At 65.8% G+C, this 26,917-nt stretch carries 32 protein-coding genes; 18 read left to right on the top strand and 14 right to left on the bottom strand.

All coding sequences use genetic code 11. The annotated features are described in order from the left end of the window. Nucleotides 1-23: 23 nt before the first annotated feature. The 3 genes from OG716_RS41025 to OG716_RS41015 all read right to left on the bottom strand — a co-directional run bounded on the left by OG716_RS41025 (nucleotide 24) and on the right by OG716_RS41015 (nucleotide 1,427). Nucleotides 24-329, bottom strand: a complete 306-nt coding sequence (locus tag OG716_RS41025) for a transposase (protein WP_405135539.1) — start codon at nucleotides 327-329, stop codon at nucleotides 24-26. Nucleotides 330-504: 175 nt separating this feature from the next. Then, nucleotides 505-981, bottom strand: a complete 477-nt coding sequence (locus tag OG716_RS41020) for a hypothetical protein (RefSeq protein ID WP_405135538.1) — start codon at nucleotides 979-981, stop codon at nucleotides 505-507. A 251-nt stretch (nucleotides 982-1,232) separates the two neighbouring features. Beyond that, nucleotides 1,233-1,427, bottom strand: a complete 195-nt coding sequence (locus OG716_RS41015; protein WP_405135537.1) for a hypothetical protein — start codon at nucleotides 1,425-1,427, stop codon at nucleotides 1,233-1,235. Nucleotides 1,428-1,595: 168 nt separating this feature from the next. Here OG716_RS41015 and OG716_RS41010 point away from each other — a divergent pair, with 168 nt between their 5' ends. From OG716_RS41010 to OG716_RS40985, 6 genes are all read left to right on the top strand, one after another. Continuing rightward, entirely contained in the window at nucleotides 1,596-2,591 is a 996-nt protein-coding gene (locus tag OG716_RS41010; protein ID WP_405135536.1) for a hypothetical protein, read from the top strand. 73 nt (nucleotides 2,592-2,664) lie between these two features. After that, complete coding sequence (locus OG716_RS41005; protein WP_405135535.1) at nucleotides 2,665-3,255, top strand: GFA family protein; 591 nt, start codon at nucleotides 2,665-2,667, stop codon at nucleotides 3,253-3,255. Nucleotides 3,256-3,374: 119 nt separating this feature from the next. Then, nucleotides 3,375-3,944, top strand: a complete 570-nt coding sequence (locus OG716_RS41000; protein WP_405135534.1) for a peptide deformylase — start codon at nucleotides 3,375-3,377, stop codon at nucleotides 3,942-3,944. Between the two features lie 47 nt (nucleotides 3,945-3,991). Next, nucleotides 3,992-4,570 (top strand): hypothetical protein, encoded by a 579-nt coding sequence (locus OG716_RS40995; RefSeq protein WP_405135533.1) that lies wholly within the window; start codon nucleotides 3,992-3,994, stop codon nucleotides 4,568-4,570. Nucleotides 4,571-5,018: 448 nt separating this feature from the next. Continuing rightward, nucleotides 5,019-5,633, top strand: a complete 615-nt coding sequence (locus tag OG716_RS40990) for an AAA family ATPase (RefSeq protein WP_405135532.1) — start codon at nucleotides 5,019-5,021, stop codon at nucleotides 5,631-5,633. Between the two features lie 68 nt (nucleotides 5,634-5,701). Then, a complete protein-coding gene (locus OG716_RS40985; protein ID WP_405135531.1) occupies nucleotides 5,702-5,878 on the top strand; it encodes a hypothetical protein in 177 nt (58 codons plus the stop codon). Nucleotides 5,879-5,897: 19 nt separating this feature from the next. Here OG716_RS40985 and OG716_RS40980 read toward each other — a convergent pair whose 3' ends face one another. Then, nucleotides 5,898-6,221 (bottom strand): hypothetical protein, encoded by a 324-nt coding sequence (locus OG716_RS40980; protein ID WP_405135530.1) that lies wholly within the window; start codon nucleotides 6,219-6,221, stop codon nucleotides 5,898-5,900. Between the two features lie 45 nt (nucleotides 6,222-6,266). Beyond that, on the bottom strand, nucleotides 6,267-6,701 hold the full coding sequence (locus OG716_RS40975; RefSeq protein WP_405135529.1) for an NUDIX domain-containing protein: 435 nt from the start codon (nucleotides 6,699-6,701) through the stop codon (nucleotides 6,267-6,269). A 430-nt stretch (nucleotides 6,702-7,131) separates the two neighbouring features. Here OG716_RS40975 and OG716_RS40970 point away from each other — a divergent pair, with 430 nt between their 5' ends. Both OG716_RS40970 and OG716_RS40965 read left to right on the top strand, forming a co-directional pair. Beyond that, complete coding sequence (locus OG716_RS40970) at nucleotides 7,132-7,893, top strand: hypothetical protein (protein ID WP_405135528.1); 762 nt, start codon at nucleotides 7,132-7,134, stop codon at nucleotides 7,891-7,893. A gap of 273 nt (nucleotides 7,894-8,166) precedes the next feature. Then, on the top strand, nucleotides 8,167-8,829 hold the full coding sequence (locus OG716_RS40965) for a hypothetical protein (protein ID WP_405135527.1): 663 nt from the start codon (nucleotides 8,167-8,169) through the stop codon (nucleotides 8,827-8,829). 17 nt (nucleotides 8,830-8,846) lie between these two features. On the opposite strand, the gene OG716_RS40960 is transcribed toward OG716_RS40965, so the two are convergent. Next, nucleotides 8,847-9,182 (bottom strand): creatininase family protein, encoded by a 336-nt coding sequence (locus tag OG716_RS40960; protein WP_405135526.1) that lies wholly within the window; start codon nucleotides 9,180-9,182, stop codon nucleotides 8,847-8,849. A 397-nt stretch (nucleotides 9,183-9,579) separates the two neighbouring features. Here OG716_RS40960 and OG716_RS40955 point away from each other — a divergent pair, with 397 nt between their 5' ends. From OG716_RS40955 to OG716_RS40945, 3 genes are all read left to right on the top strand, one after another. Next, complete coding sequence (locus tag OG716_RS40955) at nucleotides 9,580-9,702, top strand: hypothetical protein (RefSeq protein ID WP_405135525.1); 123 nt, start codon at nucleotides 9,580-9,582, stop codon at nucleotides 9,700-9,702. A 140-nt stretch (nucleotides 9,703-9,842) separates the two neighbouring features. Then, nucleotides 9,843-10,784, top strand: coding sequence for a hypothetical protein (locus OG716_RS40950; RefSeq protein WP_405135524.1), 942 nt, complete (start codon nucleotides 9,843-9,845; stop codon nucleotides 10,782-10,784). A gap of 222 nt (nucleotides 10,785-11,006) precedes the next feature. Continuing rightward, nucleotides 11,007-11,900, top strand: a complete 894-nt coding sequence (locus tag OG716_RS40945; RefSeq protein ID WP_405135523.1) for a hypothetical protein — start codon at nucleotides 11,007-11,009, stop codon at nucleotides 11,898-11,900. Nucleotides 11,901-12,214: 314 nt separating this feature from the next. Here OG716_RS40945 and OG716_RS40940 read toward each other — a convergent pair whose 3' ends face one another. Then, a complete protein-coding gene (locus tag OG716_RS40940; protein WP_405135522.1) occupies nucleotides 12,215-13,492 on the bottom strand; it encodes a hypothetical protein in 1,278 nt (425 codons plus the stop codon). 583 nt (nucleotides 13,493-14,075) lie between these two features. On the opposite strand from OG716_RS40940, the gene OG716_RS40935 reads away from it, so the two are divergent. Further along, the gene (locus OG716_RS40935) at nucleotides 14,076-14,789 is read left to right on the top strand and encodes a hypothetical protein (RefSeq protein WP_405135521.1); all 714 of its coding nucleotides are present in this window, start codon (nucleotides 14,076-14,078) and stop codon (nucleotides 14,787-14,789) included. 51 nt (nucleotides 14,790-14,840) lie between these two features. On the opposite strand, the gene OG716_RS40930 is transcribed toward OG716_RS40935, so the two are convergent. Next, nucleotides 14,841-15,089 (bottom strand): hypothetical protein, encoded by a 249-nt coding sequence (locus OG716_RS40930; protein WP_405135520.1) that lies wholly within the window; start codon nucleotides 15,087-15,089, stop codon nucleotides 14,841-14,843. Nucleotides 15,090-15,240: 151 nt separating this feature from the next. Here OG716_RS40930 and OG716_RS40925 point away from each other — a divergent pair, with 151 nt between their 5' ends. Then, the gene (locus OG716_RS40925) at nucleotides 15,241-16,230 is read left to right on the top strand and encodes an FkbM family methyltransferase (protein ID WP_405135519.1); all 990 of its coding nucleotides are present in this window, start codon (nucleotides 15,241-15,243) and stop codon (nucleotides 16,228-16,230) included. Nucleotides 16,231-16,258: 28 nt separating this feature from the next. Here OG716_RS40925 and OG716_RS40920 read toward each other — a convergent pair whose 3' ends face one another. Further along, on the bottom strand, nucleotides 16,259-17,053 hold the full coding sequence (locus tag OG716_RS40920) for a methyltransferase domain-containing protein (protein WP_405135518.1): 795 nt from the start codon (nucleotides 17,051-17,053) through the stop codon (nucleotides 16,259-16,261). A gap of 168 nt (nucleotides 17,054-17,221) precedes the next feature. Here OG716_RS40920 and OG716_RS40915 point away from each other — a divergent pair, with 168 nt between their 5' ends. The 5 genes from OG716_RS40915 (at nucleotide 17,222) to OG716_RS40895 (ending at nucleotide 21,064) form a co-directional block, all read left to right on the top strand. Then, entirely contained in the window at nucleotides 17,222-17,794 is a 573-nt protein-coding gene (locus OG716_RS40915; protein WP_405135517.1) for an NUDIX domain-containing protein, read from the top strand. Continuing rightward, nucleotides 17,791-18,849, top strand: coding sequence for an AAA family ATPase (locus tag OG716_RS40910; protein ID WP_405135516.1), 1,059 nt, complete (start codon nucleotides 17,791-17,793; stop codon nucleotides 18,847-18,849). The genes OG716_RS40915 and OG716_RS40910 overlap by 4 nt, the downstream gene beginning before the upstream one ends. Further along, complete coding sequence (locus tag OG716_RS40905) at nucleotides 18,782-19,696, top strand: SGNH/GDSL hydrolase family protein (protein ID WP_405135515.1); 915 nt, start codon at nucleotides 18,782-18,784, stop codon at nucleotides 19,694-19,696. The genes OG716_RS40910 and OG716_RS40905 overlap by 68 nt, the downstream gene beginning before the upstream one ends. Nucleotides 19,697-19,706: 10 nt before the next feature. Next, nucleotides 19,707-19,934 (top strand): type II toxin-antitoxin system ParD family antitoxin, encoded by a 228-nt coding sequence (locus tag OG716_RS40900; RefSeq protein ID WP_405135514.1) that lies wholly within the window; start codon nucleotides 19,707-19,709, stop codon nucleotides 19,932-19,934. A 62-nt stretch (nucleotides 19,935-19,996) separates the two neighbouring features. Then, nucleotides 19,997-21,064 carry a dTDP-glucose 4,6-dehydratase gene (locus tag OG716_RS40895; RefSeq protein WP_405135513.1) on the top strand — a complete coding sequence of 356 codons (1,068 nt, stop codon included), beginning with the start codon at nucleotides 19,997-19,999 and terminating at the stop codon, nucleotides 21,062-21,064. Here OG716_RS40895 and OG716_RS40890 read toward each other — a convergent pair. The 5 genes from OG716_RS40890 to OG716_RS40870 are packed head-to-tail and all read right to left on the bottom strand — an operon-like array spanning nucleotide 21,061 to nucleotide 26,741. Continuing rightward, nucleotides 21,061-21,861 carry a class I SAM-dependent methyltransferase gene (locus tag OG716_RS40890; RefSeq protein ID WP_405135512.1) on the bottom strand — a complete coding sequence of 267 codons (801 nt, stop codon included), beginning with the start codon at nucleotides 21,859-21,861 and terminating at the stop codon, nucleotides 21,061-21,063. The two genes, OG716_RS40895 and OG716_RS40890, sit on opposite strands and share 4 nt — an antisense overlap. A gap of 5 nt (nucleotides 21,862-21,866) precedes the next feature. Continuing rightward, nucleotides 21,867-23,486: a carbamoyltransferase gene (locus OG716_RS40885; protein WP_405135511.1), complete on the bottom strand. Its 1,620-nt coding sequence runs from the start codon at nucleotides 23,484-23,486 to the stop codon at nucleotides 21,867-21,869. 7 nt (nucleotides 23,487-23,493) lie between these two features. Further along, the gene (locus tag OG716_RS40880) at nucleotides 23,494-24,444 is read right to left on the bottom strand and encodes an NAD-dependent epimerase/dehydratase family protein (RefSeq protein WP_405135510.1); all 951 of its coding nucleotides are present in this window, start codon (nucleotides 24,442-24,444) and stop codon (nucleotides 23,494-23,496) included. Between the two features lie 6 nt (nucleotides 24,445-24,450). Next, nucleotides 24,451-25,539 carry a DegT/DnrJ/EryC1/StrS family aminotransferase gene (locus OG716_RS40875; RefSeq protein WP_405135509.1) on the bottom strand — a complete coding sequence of 363 codons (1,089 nt, stop codon included), beginning with the start codon at nucleotides 25,537-25,539 and terminating at the stop codon, nucleotides 24,451-24,453. Continuing rightward, nucleotides 25,536-26,741 carry an NAD(P)/FAD-dependent oxidoreductase gene (locus OG716_RS40870; protein WP_405135508.1) on the bottom strand — a complete coding sequence of 402 codons (1,206 nt, stop codon included), beginning with the start codon at nucleotides 26,739-26,741 and terminating at the stop codon, nucleotides 25,536-25,538. The genes OG716_RS40875 and OG716_RS40870 overlap by 4 nt, the downstream gene beginning before the upstream one ends. Nucleotides 26,742-26,917: the final 176 nt, after the last annotated feature.

The raw sequence follows: 26,917 nt of genomic DNA, 5'->3' as shown, positions 1-26,917 counted from the left end.
ATCGATCACCGAAGCGACCGGATTCAGGCAATATCCGCTGGCAGTACGGATGGCCCGGACCAGCTTGTCCCGAATCCGGCCCAGCACCCGGCTCGTTGCCAGCGGTCGAAGAACCCATAAATCGTGCGCCACGGGGGCAGGTCAGCTGGGATCGCTCGCCAATGGCAACCCGTCCGGACCAGATAACGGATCCCATCGACGATATCGCGACGATCATGTTTCTCCGGCCGCCCGCCGGTCGGGGTTTTACACGCTGGCACCGGTAGCAGCGGCTCGATGAGCTGCCACTCCGCGTCGCTGGCATCCGATGGATACGGACGCTCCCGCATACATCCAGTATCCGAACCACCCGGGACTGCCCACAAGCGCCGCGACACCCCTTGACCGCCAACAGCAGACCCGTTCGGCTAACCGTCACAGCCTCCGGGTGGGGATCGGAAACAGGCAGTCAGCGCGTGGGTCGGATTGTCGCGGTCAACTCGGCCAAGAGTGCGCATCATGGTGCTAATCCGCGGCGAGCAGCTCGGTGAGATCGCTGGGGCCTCTGTAGACAACAGCCATGCCGGCTGCGGCGTATCGCACGTAAGCCAAGCCCAGTTCGGCATCGGCAGTGTTGCGCCAGCGTTGGTTGATTCTCGCTGGGACGGCGTCGAAATCGGCGGTGCGGCGGAAGGTTTCGCCTTCAGTGGTCAGCTCCCGGCGTACCAGGATGTCGGCATAGACCGCGTCGGTGCTCGACCGCTCGGCCGAGAGGAAAGCGAGGGTGGGATATCGCTCGCTCAGCGACCTCGCTATGGCGGTCATGTTCTGCCAGCGCAGGATTTGTTCGTGGAGCACACGCAGTTCGGCGAGGCGGCACGCCGGCTCGTCGCCGTCGTGTTCGTCGGCTGCTCGACTCTGCGCAACCATCACATATTGTTCATAGCAAACGACCAGTTCCTCCGTTACACCTCGATACGCCGAGGCGACGGGCCGGAACACGCCTGCAGGCCGGCCCGTCGGCTTCCGAGCAACTTCCTTCGCCGGCACGCACCTGGCTGAGGGGCCGCACCAGCATCCGGCCGCCAGGGCAGGACGGCCTCCACGTATGTATGTAAATCTCGCCGCCTACGGCTCTGGCGCCGGCAATCACCACGCCGCATCAATCGACCGCGAGTTCTGGGCTCGGTTCCCGCGGCTGCGAGGGTGGAAGGACGCCATGAACCATCTCCTGGTCGATGATCCTGCGACGTTCAACCCCCTGGGGCCGGGAGTACGGCGTGGGCGGCCTGGGTGCGTTCGATCGCTAGGTGTGCCGGGCGGGCGGTCATGATGTCGATCAGATCCTCGTCGTGGAACCCGACCCCCTGCTGCGCTGGTGCGGGATTGGTGCGATGCGGGTTCACCGGAGTCGACTTCGTACGTTTGCGTTTCTTGGATGTCGGCATGAGCATCGATCCTAGGGCCGCGTCGAGCCGGGCCGCGGAGTATGTCCGGGGCAGTGCCCCAAGTGATTTGGGTGCGCTTGTTCGCACTCCGGATCTGGCGGGTGCGGGGCTACCGTGGACCACAGACGGGCGTGAGGCGCAATGCGGGTGGCAACGGAGGCGGAGCCCATGGACCGGCGTGGATTCGTGAGGATCGTCGGCGCGACCATGACCGGCCTGCGGGCGCGCCCGGTGATCGACCTGGCTCAGCTGGGTCGTGCGCGGCGCGTGCGCGAAGACGTGGTCGATGAGATGGACGCGATCACCGCGGGCCTGCGCCGGCTCGACGACGGCGGCCAGGGCGATATCCTGTTGTGGTCCATCCGCGCCCACCTGCACGATGTGGTGGGCCTGATCGAATCGGGCAGTTACCCCGATCCCCTCGGTCGGCGCCTGCATTCCACGGCGGCCGAGCTGCTGCGCCTGGCAGGTTGGGTCAGCTTCGACAACGGGCACCACGCCCACGCCCAGCGGTACTGGACCAGCGCCGTGTACACCGCCCGCACGGCAGGCGATCATGCGCTCTCCGCCAACGCGATCGGGTTTCTTTCCTGTCAGGCCAAGGACATCGGCCGCCCTCAGGATGCGGTGACCTTGGCCGAGTCGGCGCTGTCGGAATACCGTGGCACGAGCGCCGGGGTGTCGGCGATCTTGCATCTGCGGGCAGCGGAAGCGCACGCGGGGGCCGGTGCGATCGCGATGTGCCGCACCGAGATCGACGCGGCGTTCACCAGCCTGGAGCGCCCCCACACCGGCACGCCGACGTGGGCGTATTGGCTCGACCGTGCCCAGGCGCACGGGCAGGCGGGCTACTGCTATCTGCGGCTCGCACAGTACACCGACGCGCGCCGCCACCTGCGCGAAGCACTTCGCACTCAAGACCCGGCCGCGATCCGTGAGGGCGCGCTGCGTAACACGTTGCTGGCGAAAACATATGTGCGCCAGACTGATCCGGAGGTCGACCGGGCCTTGTCGCATGCGGGTGCGGCGGTGGCAGCGTTGTCGGGACAGGCCAGCTCCGCCCGGTGTGTCGGACATCTGACGGGGCTCCTGCGGGATCTGGTTCCCTATCGCCGACGTCCGGCGGTGCAGGAATTCGCCGATCACCTGCACTACCTGCGGTAACCGTCCGGGCCATCTACCTTCACATGACTCCGCAGGTCGGCGCCGGGGGCGCGGTCACGACTCGACGGTCCCGATGACTGCAAGCCAGTCGTCCTCGTCCACGGTGACTGCAATTTCCCTGGTGGCCATGCGCAGCAAGGGTAGTCCGGCCCCTTCGCCGGTACTCGACGACAGCACCGGCGATACATTCGCTGCCGCATACCCCGTTCTCCCGAACCCGGACGCCGGATCGGCGAGGATGGACGGCAAGTTCCTCTCATCAGTGCTTGGTGCCCAACAACTTAGGAGTCAAGTGGACGGCGGCTGTCTCTGCGGCAATATCCGGTTCTCGGCGACCGGAGCCCCCGATTTCCCTCACCTGTGCTCGTGTGAGCACTGCCAGCGACTTTCGGGCGCCCCCGTGATGTCGTGGGTGTCATTCCCCTCGGAAGGTTTCGAGTGGACCGGTCCAGGCGGGGAGCCGACCTGGTTCGAGACCTTTCCGCAGATCTGCCGCGGGTTCTGCCCGTCCTGCGGATCGACGATGGCGTCCAAAGGTGACGAGGAGGGGTTGGTCGGCGTCACGATGATGAGCCTCGATGACCACACCAGCTTGGTACCCGAGCGACAGAGTTTCCGCCCCAACGCCGTCCCGTGGCTTCCGATCGTCGGCGCCCAGGACTGAACGAGTTCAGGCCAGGCCCGTAGCTCCACACAGATCAGCCCACCGCAGCACACCCGCTACTGCCTGGAGTGGCGGTTCCGTTCGCGCCCGGAAACCACAGCGCAGGAGGCGAACACACCGTGATCGACACCACCCCATCGGCCACGATGACCGGACTGGGCATCGTGCAGGCCGGCGCCGACATCCTCACTCAGCCCACCCGCACCTTCGACCTGCCCGCCGACGCCGACACCGCTACCGGCGTCATCGAGGACCTGTTCACCGCCATGGACCGCATCGGGCGCATCCACCCCTTCGCGAAGGGGATGGGAATCGCAGCCCCGCAGATCGGTATCGACCGCCACGCCGCAGTTGTCCGCCCGGCCGACCCGCACGCCCCCGCGATCATCCTGCTCAACCCGCGCGTCACCGCCGAATCGCAGGAGACCGACGAGCAGTACGAAGGCTGTTTGAGCTTCTTCGACGTGCGTGGCTTGGTGCCCCGGCCACTGCATATCACCGTCGAAACCACCACGCTCACCGGCGAACTCGTCACCACCGACTACCACCACGGCCTCGCCCGGCTACTGCTGCACGAAATCGACCACCTCGACGGAGCCCTGTACACCACCCGTATGCGGCCCGGCATCGACCCGATCCCGGTGGCCGAATACCGGCTCAGCGGCCAGAACTGGAACTACGAGCAATGACACCCAACGGCCAGGTCATCGTCTACTACCAGCCGACACCCGGCGCGATGGCCATGATGCGGTGGACTCCGCCGACTGACTGGCTCGACAATGGACACAACGCACTCACCTGCGCCGACTGCGGCACCGACCTGCGCCTCGCAGGGCAGTCACGGTTCAACATTCCCGACCCGCGCACACCGAAACGGATCCGCTTGTTCTGCGGACCGTGCTGCAACGACGGCATCGACGAAATGGCCCGGCTCACCAGCCGCCGCGGCACGCTCACCGGCACCGGACGAGTAGCAGGACAGCGAATGTCCGAGCAAGAGCGCGCGGCGCAACGCCGGATCGGCGGCCTGATCCGCTCCTGCGGCGTCCTGTCCGAACAGGGGCTGGCCATGTGGCGCGAGAACGGCTGCGGAGAATTCAAAGCCACCGCCGACGAAATCGCCGCCGAACTGGGCATTTTGGGCATCCCCCACACCATCGTCCCTACCGACCTGTCGCCGCTGGTCTCCGACCCTCGGCGCATCCGCCACGGCGAGGAAGTGCGCGTCGCCACCGCTGACCTGCCGAAGCTAGTGGCGTGGATCCCCTCGATGCAGAAATACATCGACAAACTCGCGGCCCTGACCGAATCCTGACCAACGACCCTCTGCCCCCAAGAAGCGACTTTCCGCCATTTCGTGGTCCATGAATCCCGCACGTGTACAGCGATTTTCAGGGCAGCGATACCGTGATGTCTCCACCTGATCGTCCGACGATCTTCGCCCGGGCCACCTTCTCTAGCTCGCGAAATCGTGGGTCGGCGCCCAGCCGAGCTGGGACCTTCTGCACAACTGGGTGGAAGCCCTGGAACTGCGGTGATGTGGTCGGCAAGTGGGACGACGCGCAATCGTTTAGACCCACCGGCGAAATCGGCCCCGGTAGTTGAACCGAGGCCGATCTTCGATCGTGCACGTACCCAACACAATTGGGGACTACTCACGCTACACCGCGCTGCCGGCCCGGATTCATCGCCTACCGGCTCACCAAAACCCCGACCACACCCACCGAACACCCTCTGTGGTGAGCCGAATGCCAAAATGCGGCATGGCCGCCAACCACACCGCAGGCAGCGCAGGCGATCGCGCACAGTCGCCGGTCCTGGCCGTGATCAGCGGCCCCCCGGGCACCGGCAAAACCACCCTCGCCCGCGCCCTGGCCAACTACCTCGGCACCCCAGCGATTATCCGCGACGAAATCAAACAAGGCATGGTGCTCACCGGTCGTGGAGAACCAGCCGACGGCTACGCCGACCTCAATCTCCCTGTACTGGCAGTATTCTTCGAGGTCCTCACCAGCCTGATCACGGCCGGGGTCACTGCGGTCGCCGAAGCCGCGTTCCAGGACAAGCTGTGGCGACCCAACCTCGCCCCGCTCGCCACGATCGCAGATATCCGCATCGTCCACTGCACCGCACCCACCACCGTGATTCACGACCGCATCACCCACCGCGCCGACGCCGACCCTCACCGCCACGCCCACGACGACACCGCCCTGATCACCTCGATCGCCACGAACACCCGATCACCCATCGACGCGTTCGACCCGATCCGGCTCGCTGTACCCGCGTTGACGGTGAACACCAGCAACGGCTACCAGCCCGACCTGGCCGCGATCGCGTCGTTCCTCACCTATCCAGTTGCAAGGACGACGACCCGCTGACCATGCTCGCTGTCCACCTCGGCCGCGATAAGGTGCGGCTCTGTGGCAAATGCCAGTGAGGATGAGCAATGAGTGCGCTTACTGAGGAAACGTGGCGCGCCGTCGCCGTGAAGCTGACCTCTGCCGAGGTCGAGAAGAATCGGCGGGGGACCGAGAAGATCCTCGGCCGCATGCTTCCACCGCGCCCGACTCCGACAGCTAGAGGCCGGTGCTCTGATGAGCGCGGCGGACTCGATCCGCAATAGCTCACCACGGAGTTCGACCTCATGCTTCGACGGAATCTGTTTCCTCGCTGGTGGATTGCAAAGCGGGCGTCTCGTCTGGGTCCAGACTGTGGCGCCTCGGCTCGGCTGCGCTGAGGAACATGGCGGTGTTGACCGTGATCAGCAGCAGGCACACCGTGGGCACGATCCTGATGATCGCGGAGGTCGTATCGGCCATAGCGCCCGGTTTCGTCGCGAGAAACGTATTGCCCCAGATACTCATGAACACCGCAACGAACATCTGCAACCAGAACCAGGGGCGAGCGATCCCCGTGCGATACGGCAGCGTTCCCAGCATCACGTAGCCATAGGCGATCTCGAACACGGTGGCACCCTGAACCGCCCCGGGTTTCATGCGATAGTTCGTCGCTCAGTCGTACAGTCGGCTGAGTAGTGCGCCCTGCCCGGATTGCAGGATGTGGGCGGCTTCGAGTGGTATCCAGAAGCATTCGAAGCGCGTCGGTTCGGCTTCGCCGTCGTGGTCTTCCTGGCTATCCCAGCGTTCATGTGTGTCTTGACCGATCTTGAGTTCGAAGACGTGTCGATGCTGGATCTCGAAACGGCAGGGGCTGATGTCGTACGTGTCTTCCCCGAGCTTGCGCACAATCTCGAACTCCGTGAGTCCGGTCTCCTCCCGTGCCTCACGCAAGGCAGCGCCCTCGGGTGACTCGCCGGCCTTCACACTCCCGGCGGGTACTTGTATGCCGACCTCCTCCCACGAGTAGTCGGTGTGCCGGAAGACGAGCAGTTCTCCGTTACGCACGATGTAGGCCAATACCTTTTCCTTGGTGACCTTTTCGGGCATCAGATGAGCATTCCTTCCTGAATGGAGCGAAGCGGGATAGCGATAGTTTGACGTTCGGGCCTGCACTCTGGTGTCTGCACGACGAGATAGCCCTTATATCCCCGATTGCTGAAAACGGTGATCCGACCGTGCTCGGTAGCTTCCCAGACGGTCGGGCTGTGAAGAGCGCTCAATGCGAGGCCGATATCCGCGAGTCGGTGTAGAGCGCGGCGGGCCGATCCGGAAGCCGCATGAGCGGACGGGCACCACTCGCCACAGAATCGGCGTCCGGCGTGTGCAAGTGCACGCGGCGACCGGCGCCGAAACAGGGCTGTGGGTGTCGCGATCCTGCGCTCACGACACAACGCCGCGAAAGCTCCCTGAACTTCTGCGGATCTGCGGTTATCGTGGCCGTGAAAATGCGCAGTCACCAGCATTGGAGGCAGGTTCGGTGAATATCGGCACCACCTATGGCGGCGTGGCCTTCCGCGATGTCCTCCATGCCCGATGGGCGTTTGTTTTCGACATGGTCGGCATCGACTGGTCCTACGCGATCGTCGCGCCGTCCTGGCTCGCACCCGGGGTCCCCACCTTCCACATGCCCACCCGGCATCTGTACTTCCGATCAGAGCCCGGCTATGACTCACGTGCGATCCGAGCGTGGAAAGCATTCGCGGACGCCTTCGACGCCCAGTGCGAGGCGAACGCGGATGCCGAGGACGAGCCCGAGGACGAACCGCTCATCGATCCGTACCTGTCCATGGCCGACCATCCCGACTCTCGGTTGCTGATCTGCCTGGGCGGGATCCCCGACCCAACCAACTTCGACCAGTACGGGCCTGTCGGCGGTGAAGATCAATGGCTGCTGCTGTCGCCGAACGGCGGGCAGGATTGCCCCTACTACTGGACCCGGTGCGATACATGCGGGTTCGTCGATGCCGAGTTCACCGGCCGCGCCGCCCGCCTGGACTGTGGCCATGGCGAGGGAGACAAGGACTACAACGCTGCCAGCCCAGTGCTTTTGGCCGCATACGCGATGGCTCGCCGGACACTCCCAGCCAAGTGGGGCCGCAAGAAATGCCCCTCCTGCACACTCCCGGTAGCACCCAATGAACTCATAGCCCCAGACGAGCGCACATGGCAGCACGCCCGTTGCGCATTCGCCGCCGAGGCCGCACGGAGGATCGCAGACTCTGCATCCGCGCATCTGTAACCGCCAGCCACAGAATTCGACCGACCCCCGTACCAGCGCAAGCCAACTCGACTGTCGGTGCGCGCAGCTACGCTGCGGTCCGACGTCCGTGTGAAGCGTCAGAGCTCGCGGCAGGAGCGGGGATCGGCGACAATTCCGCGGGTGCGCCGGGCCGTGAGTGATCGGCACCGACGCAGGGCCTCGCTGAAGCGGTTGCACCAGAGCAGATCTCACAGACACGACGGCTGCGCGGGCTTCTGTGCACAGCGGCAAGGAAGCCGTCATTATCGGTCCATGACCTTGACCAATCGTGGGCAACACCACGAGAAGGCCACAGTTGCGATCGTCGTCGGACAGATCAAGATCGACGGGAGTCATCCCGGAATCCGCTCTCCCACAAAGGATCCAGACAACAGGTACCATGCACTGATGGCGGGGTCATGGCAATTATGGGTCGGCTCATACTGGCACGCGGTCCATATCATCGAGTGGCATGCGCGACACGAACCGGAGCACGCGAAATCCTCCGTGCAGTTCCGACGCAGCCTTACCGGCCTCGTGACCGCGGCCATTGAGGTTGCGGCAGCCGACAAGGGTATTCACGTTTGTTGTATACCTGCCGATCTCGGCTCGGTGCCACTTTCGGCGATCGTGCTCGGCGAGGGTCTTCTGTTCGGCGGCGGTGACATCACAGATTTCGCGTATTGGCCGCCACCGGGTGAGATGAACCCATTAGGGGATATGACCCGGAATATCCAAGAGTTATCCGCCACACCCGCTGCCCTGCGCACGGTCGCGTGCGCGGCGAGCCGGGTAATCGAGTCGGTGGGCTCCGCCTGCCGACCGCCGGGCGGTGAAGTTCCAACGCTCGACGACACTGCGACTCTGTGGCCCGCCGCCGACACGCGAATCGAACTGCGCGCCTACGCAATCGGCCTCGCCGATCGCGAGGGCTAGCCGCGGCAGCTGCTTCCTCAGTCCCGGATGGACGACGTGTCGATTTGTTCAGCGGGTGGGTCGCCGATCAGAGCGAGGTAGGTCGCGAAGGCTCCGGTGAGGGAATCCAGTGCTGCTTTCCCTTTGGCAGCGGAGGCGGCGGAGGGACGTCCGATGATGCCGTTGCTGGTGTAGGCGGCCGTTCCGAGTAGGTGCAGGTGCGCGCGGTCGGGTGCGCGGTGGTCGGCATCGCGGTAGGTGGGTCGGACCAGCTCGGGTGCAGCGTGCAGCAGGATCGAGATTTCGTACTCACCGCCGTGCATGTCGTCGTGGCCGGCGGTCTCCATCCCGGCGGCATTTCGAGCCTGCGCCAAGTCCTCTCGGCCAGGCGCAATGGGATCACGCGCAGGTCGCCCGGCTCGCCCGCAGGCTGGGATACGAACTGCTCTGGTCCACACCCGAATCCCCACTGATCGATCAAGCCCGCGACACGCAGGTGGACGCTGTGATCATCGCGTCCGCGCGCCATATCGATGCGCTGACACTGGACCGGCTGATGCACACCTGCGACGTCGAGACCGTCATCCCCCCGAGACACATTCGCCCGCTACTTCGGCAAGCGGCACGGGTGGCTCGCATGAAACCCCTGGATCTGGAGGACATGGCGGTTCTCGGAGCCATGCGCCGAGCCGAGGACCCGGTGAGCATCGACCGGCTTGCCGACGCCGTAGCCCACCTACCGGTCCGGGCGTTCACCTGCAGCCCGCCGCCGTGCGCAGAGTGGTCGGCAAACTGCGTGCCCGCGGGCTGGCCACCACCAGCCAACACGGCTGGATCCTCACCAACCAGGGACGCGCACTGTGGACCGCCAAAGGGCGCCGATTCACCCTTTAATCCTGAGAAGAACGAATTGTGCTGCTTCGTAACAATTTACGAGGAAGCAATCCGACAACTCGCACGAACCGACCATGATCTGCAGAGCACACCGCACGCGAGCACGAACATCACTGCACCACGGCCCGGGGAGGGTCCATATGAGCGGACAACGCATGAACTCGAACCAGGTCAGGTTTGCCTCCTACAACACCTTGGACTACGGGCTGTCCGACGCCCCCGAGGAGATCGACCGCCGCGAACGTGTCCACGCCGTTGTCGGGTCCATAGACGCCGATGTAGTCGCGATACAGGAGCTGCGTGCCGACGGTCCCGAGCAAGCCGGCCGGGCTGCGGGCCTTCTGCGCGAGATCGGTGAGGCCGCCGGCTTGAGCTGTGAGTTGCCCGACGGCAGCGCCGCTGTAGCGCTCGGCAATGTCGGCTTCCATGTCGGATTGCTGTGGAAACCGGGGATCGAGCCGATGTCCTGGCGGGCCTGGTCGGGTCGACAGTTCTGGCATAGCTGCGGGCGAGTTGTCCTTGATTTCGGTGGTCCTCGTGTCGGGCACATCGCTTTTCATGGCCGGCCTTTCGGGAAGTTCGCTCGCGCGGACGAATTCGAGCGCTTCGCCGCGGTGATGTTGCGCCCCCACGACGGGTATCCCACGATCGCGGGTCTGGACGGCAACATCGCCTACGCCCACCGCGCCTCCGGCGGTGCATGGTACGACCCCGACCCTTTCGCCGGACAGCCGGTCAACCGCGACACCATCCATCAATGCACCTGGCACACCGACGAACACGGACAGCGAGTCTTCGCGGTGGATCGCCATCCGGGTGAAATACTCACTGTCGCAGGAATTGTCGACGCCGCCGTCGCCACCACGGCGCCGTGGATGCCCACCACCGGTCACTGGTACCACGATCAAGTCGATCGGCGCATCGACGCCATCCTCGCCACACCCGACCTTGCGCCCGCCTTACTCTCCTACGGCGTCGTCAGCACCGATACCGCGCGCGCTGCCAGCGATCATTTACCGATCTTTGCCGACTACGATCCGCATTCCATAGTCCGTCAGTTCACCGATTCCGACGGCTCGTGAAGACGAATAGCCCATGGTTTGAATGCTTCTCGCGCAACCGTAGATTCTCAAGTCCGTCGGTCGGCTGTTCGAGGGTGCCGGAGTGAGCCCGTGGCATCGACAGAAGCCACACTTACCGGTTAGGGCAGAGCATAGACGCCTCCACGCCGGAGCTCATTGCCTGCCATGTCCGGTCGAGCGGTTCTCGGTGAGTCGCCGTCGCCGCAGGGCGATGATCGGGTCATGGGCGACACCACGATCCCGACCCCACCACACTCGACCGCACTGGACGTCGTCGGCGAGATGCTCGACCGCGTGAAGGCCACTGATCCGCGCGACATGGAGGCGGTGCTGTTCGCCGCGTGGGAGGCACTACGACTGACGCTCGTGCTGGACCTACTACTCGAACAGCGGATCGCACCGGTCGACCAGCTCCCGTTCCCCGGATTCACCTGGGAGCCCGGCGCATGCCGACAGAAGCTCGACATCGCGATGTGCTGGCTCGAGGCCGCACCGTCGCTGCCCAACCTCGCCAACTCGGCTGACGAGCCTGGATTCCTGCATGCCGCGCTGGTCCCGCAGACCCTGGCTGAAAAGGCAATAGCACCGGCATTCGCGGACCTGCCGGGGTTCGATGCCGCGGAGAAGCTGGAGTTGGTGGGCGCGGAGATCCTGCACACCGGCATCCGGACCATATGGTTGCGAATCCACGAACTACTCACTGCCGCAAACGAACACGCCACAGCGATCGATGATGGCCGGGCCTGCCGCATCGCTGCGCTGATGACGGAGGAACTGGCACACCCGGAAACCGTCGACACCCGCCGCGACCTCAACCGTCGCGTCGTCGCGGCCAAAATCGGGCATTGCCACGGCCGACACGCACTGCTCGCGGACACTGCGCTGCTCGACCAGTTGCGCACCGCGGTCACCCGCAGTGCTGGCACCGACGGATGGGCGGAGTTGAAGAAAGTCGTCGCCGCCCTGCGACAAGCCGACCGCGAGTGGATGCCCGAGCGATGGGGCTACGATACCGACCTCGGATTAATCAGCGCCACAAGCGAATTCGAGATCCGAAAGGTCGACCGCGACGGCCGGAAAGTCCCACAGGTCCGGGTCCGTCACCACCACGCGTAGCCGAAACCGAACGCGTTTGCCCTGGAGGGCGCTGTTGGCTTCGGCCGACCAGATGGCCCTGCCAACTCGCCGAAGAGCCACCAACGGCTCCTCGGAAGTGTTGCCGGGTAGAGCATTTGGGTCCGCCCGTTTATCTCGGCGTACTCGGTTTCGTGGTGCGGCCGTTACGATCCAGAAGGCGGTCGAGCCGCCCGGGAGGGAAGGAGTCCTGGTGTGCTGTGCACGTTCAGCTCAGCCGACCCTCGCGGTCACAGCCCGCCACCAGAGGAGGGTTGCATCCGCGGCCGACACAGTCGTTGACTATGGGGCGGGGTTCAGTCACCTCGTGTGGCGGCCGCGGTTTCCAGTTTTGCGCGGCTGATCACGGTGCGGTCAGGCCAGGTGGTTTCGGTGACGGTCAGCAGCCCGGCCGACGCAGCCTCGGTGGTGTCGCTCGGCGATGCTCCCGGCGCGCCGATGTCCGTGAGGAGCCGGTCCAGCAGGACCGCGAGGGTGTGGGCACGACCGCCCTTGTGGCCGTAGCCGAGCAACCCCCACACCGGACCGACGCGCGGCGCGGGGTACAGCACACCGTTGCCGTCGCGGATCCAGATTTGCTGATGATCGAGGACCACTTCGGTCAGCGGTGAGTCCGTCGGCAACGAGGCCGGGGCGGCGTAGCGCAGTCGGCGGCTGTGGTAGCGGATTGCGGGGACTCCGGTGTAGGGGTCGACCAGGTGCTCGGTTTCCTCGTTGGTCGGGTCGGGATCGCGAACCATCTCGAATTTCGCGGGCTGACATTCGCGCCGGACCGGGACAAGCTGCTCGGCCCACGCGGCACCGGTGACGCTGTCTGGATCGATATCGTCGATCGCTTCGAACGGTCGCCACGCCGTCGTCCACACCCAGCCGGCCTCGCGTACCAGTGACGCGGACAGATCGTCGGCGCGTTCCATGATGTCGCACCATCCTTGCCAGGCAACCGATTCCGGTAGAGCCTCGCCGGAGATGTCCAAGGGAATCGCGGCGATATCGAGCACCCGCGCCCAGGTCTCAGCGGACAGGCGGTTCACCTCGTCGCGAGTGTCGGCGGCGGCGCTGGCCAAGGCCTCCACCATCACCCGGTCCACAACCCGGCGGGCGGGCGACCCGGCGGGCAGGATCGCTGCGAGCCGCCCAGCGGGGGCGAGGTCTACGGCGGGGATCGGCGCCACTGTCGCGGCGACCGCTCCTGGTCTCCAGTGCCGGATCACCTCGAACACCCGCAACCGGGTCGGCCAGTACGGGATTCGCCCGATCACTGTGGCCAGCTGCGCCCAGGTCGGTGCCCCTGCCGGGTCGCCGGTGGCGGTGAACAGCCGCAGCTGCGGATCGAACTCGGTGCTGTCGACCGACACGACATGATCGACCGCGAACGTCAGCGCCGCGACCTCCTGGATCGACACCTCCGCCCCGGGCACCGGCCACAGCAGCCGCAACGTCGTGTCCGCGACATCCCAGTCCTGCACCACGGCGCCACTCACCGCACGGGCACGGTGGTAGTGGACCTGTCTCGACTCGGAGGTGGTCTCGATTCCCAGTGCTGCACAGGCAGCGGCGAATTCATCCGGCATGCGACTCGATCCACTCCATCTGCGGTAACTCACCGTGGTAGTGGCGAGGCTCGACGCGACCTCCGAGGTGCCTCTCGCGCAAATCCCTCACCCCGCCCCTCCCCGAACGCTTCCCCGCCATGAAGGCGACGGTCTCCAATCGTAATGATGGAAAAGGCTTTTCGCTGTACATCCAGACAACACCGTGGCCCCAGCGCCTCGCCGGGATGTGCTCATCCTCTACTGCCCCGACCGGCCCAGAGCAGCCACAACCGCCGCGGAGGTCGACCGGCGCTGGTCCGGTCAGTCGCCAGGTGCTCGCCGGTCGACCGGCACGCGCTCGGCACCATAGATCGATCACGCCGGTCTTGGCCTATTGTCCTGGACGCCAATCGATTTCGTCGCTGACGACGAGGTACCGAACGCTACACACGCATGATGGAGTCGAGCCCATTCTCCGATTGCGTCGGCACCTACGGGCCACCCGACAAGCAGCCACCGAGGTTCTACGCCGGCCAGGGCGATGCCGGTAGCAGCACGAGGTGCGCTCACCGGCTTCCGGTCGCGCGGGGCCACGCCCATACCTGGGTCCTACACTCGACCGGTGAGTACTGAACAGCGAGTGTGGGCGGCGGCGGTCGCCCGTGCTGATGGGTTGGCGGCGACGGGACTCGGGTTGCAGGGCCCCGGGGAAGGCGAGCGCCAGGATTGGGATCTTTACGGAGTGCGGGGCATGCTGGCGATCACGCTGTACGCCCTCGCACGGCGTGACGAGCAGCCGGTGCCCGACGTGGCCTTGAGCCGGCTTCTGGTTCCGCTGCTGGATCGAGCGGATTTCCTCGCCCAAGCACAGGCGCTCTCCGCCATGGGGCACAATCTGGAGATCGACGCCGCCGCCGGGTCTGATGTTGCCGTTGATCCTGTTGCAGGGCAGTGGAATTGGCTGTTGCGCACGTGGGATCCGCAGGCAGCGCCGGGGATTCGGTGGGACGGGATGACCCGCGGGATCGCGCCCGGGCTGGCTGATCCGGCCATTGATGTGCTGTGCGGGTGGGCGCGCGCGGCGGTGGAAGTGCCGCTGGTAGCACAGCGGGGCGGTATCGCGCGGCGTACGACGGTCGAGGTCAGCGCTGGCGCGCATGCCGGTGTCGTGGGCCGCGTGGAGGGCGCCGATTTCGAACGCGCCCCCGATGATCGGCAGGACATGGCACCGGGACCGCCCGCGCGGTACGCCGTCAACCTCGGATCCGAGCACGGTTTCCGCATCGAACTCATAGCCGCTGAACACATCTCGGTGAACGAACCACATCCCGTGTGAGGCCGGCCGCGGGCGGCGCACCGGGGCGTGGTGCTGGCGAGCCGCGACGGACTACTGGGTCCGCGCCCTGTCCTCGTGCCTCCACCGAGCGATGAGCACGAGACCGATCACGGCGAACATGGCCAGGCACACGCCGTAGACACCGACCAACAGCAGTCGATCACCCACAGTGCCCGGCGCTGACACCAGGGTGACTATAGCGGGCAGCAAACACAGCACAGCCGCAGCAACGGCGACCACGGCATGCCGTACGCCGTCAGCGTCGGCCGGTCCGGGCGCCGCCCGGCGAGAATCTCTCATCAACACAGTGTAATTCGGCGAACCCCTCCATAGTTCCGGACTCCTTTCGGCCCGAAACCCGTTAGGCTGCACAGGAATCCAATGGCGGCGGGTGCGGACCGGGGGGTGACAGGCGGTGGACGGCACAGTCGGCAGTACACCGGCTCCTGCGATGCTGTCGGATGTGCTGGGGACGCTGGGGCGAGAGTATGTGCGCCATGCCCCGCCGATTCTGGTGCCGGGACTGCTCGCGGAGCGGGTCAATCGTGTTCTTCGGTCGCGGCCGCGGGAACGTCTGGCGCGCACGCGCTCCGGGGAGCGCATCATCACCGATTCCGGCGACCTGATTCAACGTTATATCGCGCTGTTCGGTGTGTGGGAGCCGCACCTGAGCTTTTGGGTGCGCACACGATTGCGTCCTGGCGATGTCCTAATCGACGTGGGAGCGAACATAGGATATTTCACGTTGCTGGCCTCGACCCTGGTGGGTGAGCACGGCCGGGTCGTGGCGCTGGAAGCCTCCCCGCAGTTCCACGCGCGTCTCGTCGAGCACACCGATCTCAACGGGTGCGCCAACGTGCGCGCGGTGAACATCGCTGTGGCCGACCGCCGCGAGGTGCTGACGTTCATCTTGGCCAGCACCAGCAACCTGGGGGCCACCAGCATGGTGCCTTATGACGGTCCCGCCGAATCGGTGTTCACCGTGGATGCGCACCCGCTGACCGACTTGCTCACCCCCGCCGAGATCGCCGCGACACGAATGGTCAAAATCGACGTCGAAGGGTCCGAAGGCCGGGTGATGCGGGGACTGGCCGGGCTGCTGGACCGCTTGCGTCCCGACGCGGAGATCGTTGTCGAGGTCACTCCCGACCGGATGCGGCGCATCGGAGACGACGTCGACGAACTGCTGACCATCATGCGCGTCAATGGTTTTCACACCTACCGGCTGCCCACCGACTACCGCGCCCGCAGCTACCCGTCGGCGCTGCGCCATCCGCAGCCACCGGCACGGTCGAATCGAGACAGAAACCGAACTCGTCTTCTCCCGCATCGACGCCGAAGCGCTCGACTGACCTCGACCGCACCGGCTGACTACCTCGGTACCGTAGTGCTCGACGACAGGACCGCTAGCGTGGGGCGGAGGCCACGCACCCCGGTGTGAGGCATATGCCCGGAGCTGACCCGCTCGGTCATTGCGGAGGGCTTTTGCAGGCGATGAGCTGAAACAGCCGCGCGAGGTGGATGTACGGCGGCAGCGCGGTGGTGGCGAGTTCGAGGTGTTCGAGTTCGGCGAAGAACTCTGGATCCTGTTTGCGGTCGTCGGCCATGTAATCGCAGAACGTTCGAATGCCGTAGTGGGCCAGGTCCCGGCAGCCGAGATCGGTAAGGACGCCGGTGATTTCCTCCGCGGTGTGCAGATTCACCGGTGAGCCGAACATCTGCGTGCGGGCACGATCGGTGGTCAAGGCTGCCCGCGCGGCAGTGGGATCCGCTTCGCGCACAGCAATTCTCAATGCTTCCGAGTGGCGGTTGATTGCCATCACCGACAGCACACCGCCCGGCGTGAGTGTCGCGAGTGCGCCCGCAAGAAGTCCTCGCACGTCCTCGACGTACTGCAGCACATTGTGGCAGATGACAGCATCGAACTGCGCGCTGGCGATCTCGGCGGGGAGCGCGGTCGCATCGGCCTGCACACACGCGATGAGATCACCGAGGCCAAGAGCCGCAGCACGTTCGGCGGCCGCCGCGAGCATCGCGGGGGCGAAATCGACAACCGTGACGTGGTGCCCGCGAGCGGCCAGCCGTAGCGCGTCACCACCGTCGCCGCCGCCGAGATCGAGTACCCGCAACGACACCGGCCCGGCTGATTCGAAGTGTCGGACCAGGTTTGCTTCGGCAATCGAGTACCGCAGCCGACCCCACGGCGCTTCCTGCCATTGCTGCCATGTACTCATCGCGGACCCGAAGCTCTCAGCGTCAGCCATCGGCAGAGGATACCGCCCACAATGTCTTCGAACTCGCCGTTCTGAACACCCCGCGGGTACCCCGACCTTCCGGCGTTTCGATATCCCCGCGCCCCGGCGATCCGGGGGTTCGGGGGTTCGGGTGTGAGGCGCCGAATGTGTCGGAGGGCAGCGGTAAGGTTCGCCGCTATGCGGCCTGCCACTGCGATCGTCGCCGACCTCGTCACCCGGATCACACCGTACGACGAGCTCGAACGACAGCACATCGCAACAACTTTGGATTGGCTCCACAGCACCGACGACATCTTCCGGCGACACCGGCCCGGAACGCCGTCGCCGCATCTGGCGGTCTATGTCGTGCTGGTCGATCCTGAAGCCCGCGGCATCTACCTCGGACACCATCGTCTGGCGCAACTTCAACTCCCCAATGGCGGTCATGTCGAGAGCGATGAGCACCCCTGGGCCGCCGCGCATCGCGAGGCCGGCGAGGAACTCGGTATCACCCCGGTCTTCGATGTGGCCGGTGACCGGCCGCTGTTCCTGACCGTGGGCACTGTGCGCACCACACCGGTCCACACCGATATCTCGATGTGGTTCGCGATTCGTGGTGACCGCGCTCGGGAGTATCGGCTCGATCCCGCAGAGTTCGACGGGGGCCGCTGGTGGGATCTGGACCCCTATGGTCTGCCAGAGACCGACCCTCACCTGCCCCGGTTCATTCGCAAACTCGACACTGTCCTGCTGCCACAGCAGTGCCGGTGAGCGTGCTGGTCGTGATCCGCGGCAACTCTGCCTCGGGCAAGACCACCACCGCCCGCGCGGTCCAGCGACGCTTCCCGCGCGCGCAATGCCTTGTTGTGTCGCAAGATACGGTTCGGCGGCTGATGCTGCGCGAGTTCGATGTTCCAGCCGCGAGGAACATCGATCTGCTCGAGCAGATCGCGATGTTCGGGTTGTCCCGGGACTTGGTGGTGATCGTGGAAGGTATCCTCGACGCCGACCGTTACAGCCCTATGCTGCAACGACTTACCGCCTCGGCGGCCCATGCCCTGCACTACTGTTTCGATCTGTCCTTCGAGCAGACGGTGATCCGCCACGCCGGGCGGCCTCAGGCTGCGGAGTTCTCCGGCGAACAAATGGCGCAGTGGTTTCGGGGGTGGCAACCGTTGCCGTTCGCCGACGAGGTCCGCATCGACGCCGACTGGGAGTTGGAGGTGATCGTCGACCGCATCCACACCGACATCACGCACGCCCGCACCTGCGGACCCTCGACGCCAGTGCCGTCGAGGGCGGCGGATTCCGTCACCGAGTTCGACGCCGCCCGTGTCGGCGGTGCGTTCTCGAGCCGGCCGGGGGTGTCCTCGTCGGGCCGGACAGCGTTGCGGATCGCCTGGTTCGGTACCAGTTTGGTGGAGCACTTCGAAGCATTCTCTGCGCGCCTGGTCGATCAAGCCGATCTTCCCCTGGTCGGTTCCACCGTCACCGTGGATCAGTGGCGTCGCCGCGGATACGTCCACGCGGTCACCGTCTGGGCATCGACACGGTTTCCCGACATCGAGTTCACGGTCGGCAATTACGGGCAAGGCGGCGCCACATCCAGCGATGTCCTTGCCGCCGTTCACGCCACCATCAATGATCAGCCCCGCGCCGATCTCGCGGTGCTCGGCTGCGGAATCAATGACGTGTGTTCTCTAGCGAAATTCACCTGTTGTTCATCTGATGCCCGACGGCGGGTAGTGGCTGCTCGCAGTGGATGGCCAGGTCGAGATCCGGGCAACAGTTCTGGTCCTGCTGACTCTCTTCATGCGGGAGTATGAGCCTATGGCCGCGAGGGAGGATCCGGCGGATTGGGTTGCCGCTGACCGCAAGCGAGTAGTCGTGGGATTCTGGGGCACCAGTTTGACCGAGCATCGTGAAGCGGTGAGTTCCCGCATGACCGACCCGGCGCGTGTGCCACAGGTCGGCGAGATGGTCGTTGTCGATGATGTGGTGTGCCGTGGTTACGCGCACAGGGTTTCCCTTGCATTGCGAGTTCGTCACCCAAACAATGACTTTCGGTTCTTCAATCACGGTGAGGGTGGTGCGAACTCCCGAACGGTGCTCGCCACGGTGGAGCAGACCGCCACGCGAGATATCGATGTGGCGGTGGTCGAGATGGGCACGAATGACGCGCTCAGGGTCGCGCAGCAACGTGCCGCCGAAGCTGTTCCGGTGTCGGAGTTCGCTGCTAACTACAGCCGGATTCTGGGGTTCCTGCGCGATCGGGTGAACGCGCTGATGTGTATCGGTTCGCCTCCTGTCGGATGGGCTCCGGACGGTGAGGATCTGGATGTCGTCGCTTTGAACCGGGAAATAGTCCGCTACAACGAGTCCGCTGCGGAAGTGGCTGCCGGAGTCGGGGCACTGTTTGTCGATGTGGGGCGGGCGTTCGTGAGGACGGCCGGCCTGCTGAGTGGGTGGGAGCCGTCGTCCCCGCTCCCCGTCGCGGATAGCCTGTGGTGCTCGGACGGGCTGCATCCCTCTGAGCTGGGTGTCGAGCTGATCAGCGGGCTGGTGCTGAAGGTGTGGCCTCAACTGGACTGCGTGGCTGGAGCTGCTGTGGAGCCTCTCGTGAGGATCGGCGAAACCGGCGCAGCACCTGCCACGATCCCTGGCAATCGGTAACCTCAGGGTCGTGGAGAAACACGGGTCACCTGGTGTCGACGACCGTGAAACTCGCCTGCGCGCGTTGCAGGAGGCTCTGGAAGTCGCCGAACGCAGTGGCCCCTCCACGCCGTTCGACTTCGATATCTTTTTGGCTGCGGCAGCTGCCCGACGATCGGCTCGGCGCTGTGGCGATCGCGCTGAATGCCTCGCGCTCATCAACGATCCTTACCGGCCGCCTCGGTCGTCGGGTCGGTAGAGCTGCGGGTTGCAACCTGCTCACTCTCATCTTCGCGTGGGTCTCGGCTAGGCTCGGCAGCCATGTCCGTCTACCTCGTGACCGGCGCCGCGGGTTTCATCGGCGCGAACTATGTACACCACCTGCTGGAGTGGGAGCCCGACGCCCAGGTGGTGGCGGTGGACTACATCGGCTTCGCCGGCAACCTGGCGAACCTGGACTCGGTGATCGACCGCATCACCTTCGAGAAAGCCGATATCGCCGACCTCGAGGTGATGGAAGCCCTCTATCGGCAGCACCGGCCCGATTACGTGGTGAATTTCGCGGCCGAATCGCACAACGACCGCGCGATTCTGGGTCCGTCGTCGTTCATGCGCAGCAACGCCCTCGGGGCGCAGGTGATGGCCGAATGCAGCCGTCTGGTGCCGGTCCGCTCGCACGTGCACGTGTCCACGATCGAGGTGTACGGGGAACTGGCCGAGGGGGACAAATGGTTCACCGAGGGATCCCCCCTGAATGCGAAGACACCCTACTCGGCGGCGAAGGCAGCCGGGGATCAGATGGTGCGCGCCTACATGCAGACCTACCCGGAGATGAATATCCGGATGACGCACTGCGCCAACAACTATGGGGCTTTCCAGCTGCCGGAGAAGCTGATCCCCCTGGCCGTGACGAACGTGTTGCGTGGGAAGAAGGTCCCGGTCTACGGCGACGGGTTGCAGAGCCGGGACTGGCTGCATGTCGCGGATCACTGTGCCGCGGTGCACCGGGTGCTGCACGCGGACCTGGACCCGATCCCGGCCGCGGCGGCGACCGAGCCGGGGCTGTTGCCGATCTTCGACATCAGTGCTCGCTGGGAGGTCACCAACCTCGATATCGCCCGCCGGGTGGTCACCGCGCTCGACCTGAACCCGGACGAGTGGATAGAGCACATCCCGGACCGCCCGAACCACGATCGCCGGTACCTGATCAACCCGGACAAGATCGAGTCCCAGCTGGGCTGGGCACCCACCCACGACTTCGCGAGCGGGATCGCCGAGACCGTCGCCTGGTATGTCGAACACCGCGCCTGGTGGGAGCAGATCATCGCCGACAAGGGTGAGCTCGGCTTCGACTGGAGCCAGGTTGGCACGGCGGCGACCCCACGCTAGGTGGTGGCGGTCAACACCGTGTAGCCCTTCGAATCCCGCCACGGTCCGCCGTGGCGGGTGAACCAGTCCGATATCTCGGCGCCGACGCTGCGCGCGATCCGTTGTCGGTGGGGTGAGTCTTCGGGGACACCGCACGCGAACTGGGCGAGTACGTCGGCGTACCGCAGCACGCTTTCGGGGGTGGGAAAGACCAGGGCGTTGTCTCGCCGCCACACGGTGGCGTGCCCGAATTCGATGCGCATCAACTCCGTGGCCTCATCGACATCCAGTGGTGCAGTCGTGTTCGGGGTCTCGGCCCAGACCTGCGATGCCGGTCGTGCCGCGAACCCGTGCCGGGCAGCGTGTTCGGTGACCAGCGCCCGCAACACGGGTGCGGTGGCGGTGTGGTTCAGGGTGATCGCGACCCGACCGCCCGTCCGGGTTACTCGATGTATTTCCGTCAGCCCCGCCGCCGGATCGGACAGGTAGTAGAGCAGGTGCATCGCGGTCGCGCGATCGAACTCGGCGTCGGGGAACGGCAGTTGCGCAGCGTCTGCGTGGACTGCGTGCATGGCGTCGAGCGCGGTGACCGCAGCGACCGCGGCGGGGCGGATGTCGGTCCCGAAGAGGGCACCACGATGCCCGCCGTCGCGGAGAGTGCACAGGAATCGTCCTGTGCCGCAACCAATATCAACGATTCTTTCTGTCCCGGTGAGTGCCAAGCTGGTTCGGACGTCGGTGCTGAGATCGAATCGGTGCTCGGAGTACTGCGTGTGAGTGGCGATCTGTTCGGCGAGCAGATCGAGTGGCTCGGCCATGAGAGTCACCGCCGCCCGTCGCGTTTGGTGATGATGCGCGAGCCGATCACCAGGGCATCAGCGGGGCAGGAAAAGAAGAACGCCAGTGCCTGCGCCGGATCGGCGATGATCGGTTCCCACCCGGAGTTCAGGCTGGTGTTCAGTACTGCGGGAACACCGGTGCACGCATGGAACCGTTCGATCAGCCGCCGGTACACCCCGGGGCCCGCTGGCACTGTCTGCGGCCGACTGGTGCCGTCGACATGCGTGGCCGCGATGATCGGGTCGCGATCGGCGGTGGGCAGGGTGAACGACATGAACGGTGCGCGAATATCGGTGCGGCCGAACAACTCGTGGACATGTTCGGCCAGCACCGACGGTCCGAAGGGGCGGAACTCCTCGCGCCGCTTGATGCGATTGACGCGTTCTCTCATCGCGACGGTGGAGGGGTCGGCCAGCAGCGAGCGGGCACCGAGGGCGCGTGGCCCGTATTCCATCCGTCCTTGGAACCAGGCGACGATCTGGCCCTGCGTGAGGAGTTCGGCGGCGCTGTCGGCGGGGTCGTCGGTCACGGTGGAGGTGATCGCGCAGTCCCGCAGGACGGTGTCGATGTCTGACTCGGTGAAGGCAGGTCCAAGCTGGGTGTTCTCAAGTCGCGCGGGCCGGTGGCCGTGGGCGGCGGCGACCACCAGGGCCGCGCCCAGGGCGGTGCCGGCGTCGCCGCAGGCCGGTGCGGGGTAGATGTCGGTGAACCCTGCGTGGGTCAGGAGTTTGCCGACGGCGACGGAGTTCTCCATGACGCCTCCGGCCACGCACAGGTGCGTGTCGCCGGGTTGGCGGTGACGTTCGACTAGCGCGTGGACGGCGGTTTCGATGACGGCCTGGGCGGTGGCGGCCACGTTGGCGTGCTCGGCGTGCAGCGAGGCGCCGGGCAGGCGCCGAGCGGGGAAGCCGGGCAGGGTGTCGGAGGCGATCATGGGCAACTGGTCGGTGTGGAACAGCGGGTGACGGTGAAAGACCTCACGGTGCAGCAGGGCCGTGTTCAGGTGCGGTAGCCCGGCATCGAGGGTCATGAGCGATTGGTGGGGGTAGGGCGTGCCGTGCGCGGCCAAACCCATGACCTTGTATTCGTCGTGGCTGCTGCGATACCCGAGGTATTGGGTCATCGCGGCGGCGTACAGGCCGATGGAGTCGGGGAACGGGACGGTTTCGACGGGGGTGAGTTTGCCTGCGGCGGCCCGGAATACGGCCGCGCAGATGCCGTCGCCTGCTTGATCGGCGGTCACGACGAGGGACTCGTCGAACCCGGAGATCAGGTAGGCCGAGGCCGCGTGGGCGAGGTGGTGATCGACGTACTCGATGTCGGGGGCGTGCCCGAACTGGTACCACAGGTACGCCTCGAATCTGGGGGCGAAGTCGAGCCAGGTGGCGCGCGGGAACGCGATCACATCGACCTCCCGCATGCTGATCCCTGCTTCGCGCAGCACATACCGGATCGCGTAGTCGGGCATGAGGCCCACGGCGTGCTTGTAGCGCACGAACCGTTCTTCCTCGGCGGCGGCGACGATGCGGTCGTCGTGGATCAGTACTGCGGCGGCGTCGTGGTCGGCGCGACCGAATGTTCCATGAATCCCGAGCACATACATTCCGGTGTCACTCCTGACCGGTGGTGGCGGATTGGCGGTAGGCGGTGATGGTGCGGTCCAGGCCCTCGCGCAATCCGATCTTCGGAGCCCACCCGAAGGTGGCGCGGGCCTTGCGGGCGGTGGTGAGCTGGCGCGGCGGATCACCGGGCCGGGCCGGGCCGAAGTCGATGCCGGTGTCGGGGTGGGCGATCGTGTCGATGATGTGGTTGACCAGAGCTTCGACAGTGTCCTCGGAGCCGGTGCCGACGTTGAACACCTGTCCGTGCACGTCGTCACGGTCGGTCAGGGCCGCGCGGACGAGCAGGTCGCAGATATCCTCGACGTGGATCCAGTCGCGGCGCGCGCTGCCGTCGCCGTAGACGGTGATGCGCTGCCCGGCGAGTGCGCGGGTGATCGCGACCGGCACCAACCAACCGGGGTGCTGGTGCGGCCCGTAGATCGTGACCGGCCGGAACACGATCGTGGGCAGCCCCTCGCTGGCGTGGAATGCCGAGAGGTACGCCTCGAATGACGCCTTCGCCGCGGCGTACACGGTGGTCGGGCGGACCGGGTCGGACTCGAGGAGATCATCGGAGTCGTTGAGGCCGTAGACATCGGCGCTCGACAGGAACAGCAACCGGCCGATCCGAGCATCGACGAGTGCACGCAGATACCCGATCGGATCGTCGGCGACCCCGCTTTGCGGGTGGGCGGCGGTATTCACCTCCGCGGCCAGGTGGATCACCAGGTCACCCGGCCCGGCCAGCCGCGACACCACGCCAGGGATGTAGACCGACGTTCGCTCGAACCGCACCCGAGGATCAGCGAGGACCGGCGGTGGGATCTTCTGCACCCCATACAGCAGCGGATCGACCAGTATCAGCTGCTCGTAATCGGCGAAAGCAGGGTCGGAGTGGATGCGGCGCAGCAGGTTGACGCCGATGAATCCGGCGGCTCCGGTAATGAGGATGTTGGGCAACGCAATTCACCTCTCGAGGCAGGTGGTGAGGGTGTCGATGACCCGGGTGACCATGTCGTCGGTCATGCCCCGCCACAGCGGCAGGCACAGATGGCGGTCGGCGAAATCGTCGGCGACCGAGAATCGGTCAGCCGCGTTCAGCGCGGAAAAGACGGGCTGGGTGTGCAGCGGCTGCTCGTAGACGCCGCGTGCCAGTTCGACCCCGGCAGCGAACACCTTGTCCCGCAGCTGTTTCCGGTCGATTCCGGGGGTGAGGAGCGCGATGACCTTGTGCCCGCTCACCTGACCATGCAAGGCGGGGAAGGTGAGCGCTGGTCCGGACAGGGTGCCGCTGTAGCGGTCGATGACAGCCCGCCGCCGGTCCAGGTCACGGTCGAGGTGGTCCAGTTGCGTGGTCCCGAGCGCGGCACCGAGTTCGGTCATCCGCCAACTGCCGCCGGTCACAACGTGGCGGCCGTGGTTGTCTTTGCCCTGGTTGCGGTACAGGCGTGCCATTGCGTCCAGATCCGGGTCGTCGGTGGTGATGACCCCGCCCTCGCCGGTGGTGACCACCTTGGTGGCGAAGAACGAAAAAGCACCCGCATACCCGAGTCCTCCTGCCGGGCGGTCGGCGAGGGTGGATCCGTGGGCGTGGGCGGCGTCTTCGATCAACGGCACCCCCGCCCGCTGGCACCACGCCATGATCGCGGGCAGGTCGGGACTGATGTACCCACCAATATGGACGACCACCACCGCGCCGACCTCGGCGGTGAGCCGATGCTCGAGATCGGCCATCCCTGGGTAGAGGCCCGCGTCGTACAGTTCGACCCGCGCTCCGGCCGCGAGTGCGGCGGCAGCGGTGGCGTAGTTGGTGTTGGTCGGCACCAGCACCGTCCGTCCGCGCAGATCCAGTGTCCGGTAGATGATTTCCAGCGCCGTCGCTCCGGAGTTGACCGCGATCGCATACCGGGTACCGGCCATCGCCGCGACCGCGGCTTCCAGCGCCTCGGTGTGCGGGCCGAGGACGAAGTGCCCCGAGCGCAGGATTCGCTCGGCGGCGGCGAGAACAACACCGATTTCCTCGCTCGGCAGTGCAGCGGTGAACGGTGGGATCATCGTGTGCTCGCTTGGGTGTGCGCGGTCCACGGGGAGACGTCGACCAGATCAGCGACCTCTCCGAATGCTGCGCGGTCGTGGGGCCGCATCCCGAGACGCGGTTCGGTACCGGTCACCGCGGCGGCGGTGGCCCGGGAGGCGTGCAAGGCGAGAGTCATCTTGCCGGGCAACACCGTCCACCAGCCGGTGATGCCATCGCGGTCACCATGGTCGATCAGCGTGTAGTTGGGTTCGGTGCCCCATTGGTCGCTACTGCCGCGCAGGTGCTCGGTTTTGCTGCACACCCAGCCCACCCCAGCGGTGGTGTCTATCAGACCAGGGCGCAACCAGGTGCTGAGTTCACCTGCCAGCTCGGTGATCTCGCGCTCGGGTACCGGCCAGCGGGCTGGGCCGCGCACGAAGCGTTGCGGCGCACCGTACCGCGAGGCCAGGACCGAACCACCGGCCGCACACGGCGCGAGGGCGGGCCACCCGAACTCCAATCCGACGATCGCGCATGGCAATTCCCCGGGGAACGCCATCATCGTTTCCAGCCGCGAACTCAGCTCCGGCGCGACCACCGATCCTGAGCGCTCCAGAACGTCTCGCGTGCCGATCCCGGTGCACACCACCACATTCGCGGCGTCGATGACTCCGGCGGCGGTCTCGACCCCGCGGACTACACCGTCGTGGGTGAGGACTCGCAGCACCCTCGTGCCGACAATGACCTCGACGCCGCTGCTCACGCAGCGGGCCGCCAATTCACTGATCAACCCGTGAGTATCGATGAGCAGTTCGTGTCCTTCGATGGCCGACACCGTCAGCGGATCCGGCACCGCGAGCACGTCGCGAAGCTCGCGCGGATCCACCTCACGCTGGGCCATGTCGTGATGCCGCCACAGCATGTCGTAGGTGTGCATTGTCGCGGGTGACCCTATGTACCAGCAGGTTTCGGTTCCGGCGAGCAGTTTCGGAAATGACGAGCGGTAGGCGGTCTGCGCCTGCATACAGGCACCCACCACCTCCGGATGCCAGCGTGCGTACAGAGCCCCGCTGTGCACCATGCCGTGGTTACGGGTCGTCGATCCGGATCCGAGTAGCGCGCCTTCCACCAGCGCTACCGACATGCCTTGCTCGCTCAGCCGTGCCGCTGTCATCAGCCCGGCCACGCCGCCACCTGCGACGATGCAGTCGTATTTGCCTGTACTCACCGAGATCGCCATGACACGCTCCCTTGTTCGATCGTTCGGGAGCACCTGACGCCGGGCGAGGGGGTCGCGGGCCCGCGAAGGGTGACACGTCCCCTTGGGCGCGGTGGTCGTGTCCGGCCCGATCACCCTCTCCCCAATCGGGGTGCCGGCGTCAGGTGCTGATTCCAGAATCGCTCGATGACCTGCGG

This window comes from Nocardia sp. NBC_01388 (assembly GCF_045040085.1).
In the GTDB taxonomy this organism is placed as follows: Bacteria; Actinomycetota; Actinomycetes; order Mycobacteriales; family Mycobacteriaceae; genus Nocardia.
The sequence above is the reverse complement of the archived record's forward strand: the minus strand, read 5'-3'. Positions and strand labels throughout refer to the sequence as shown.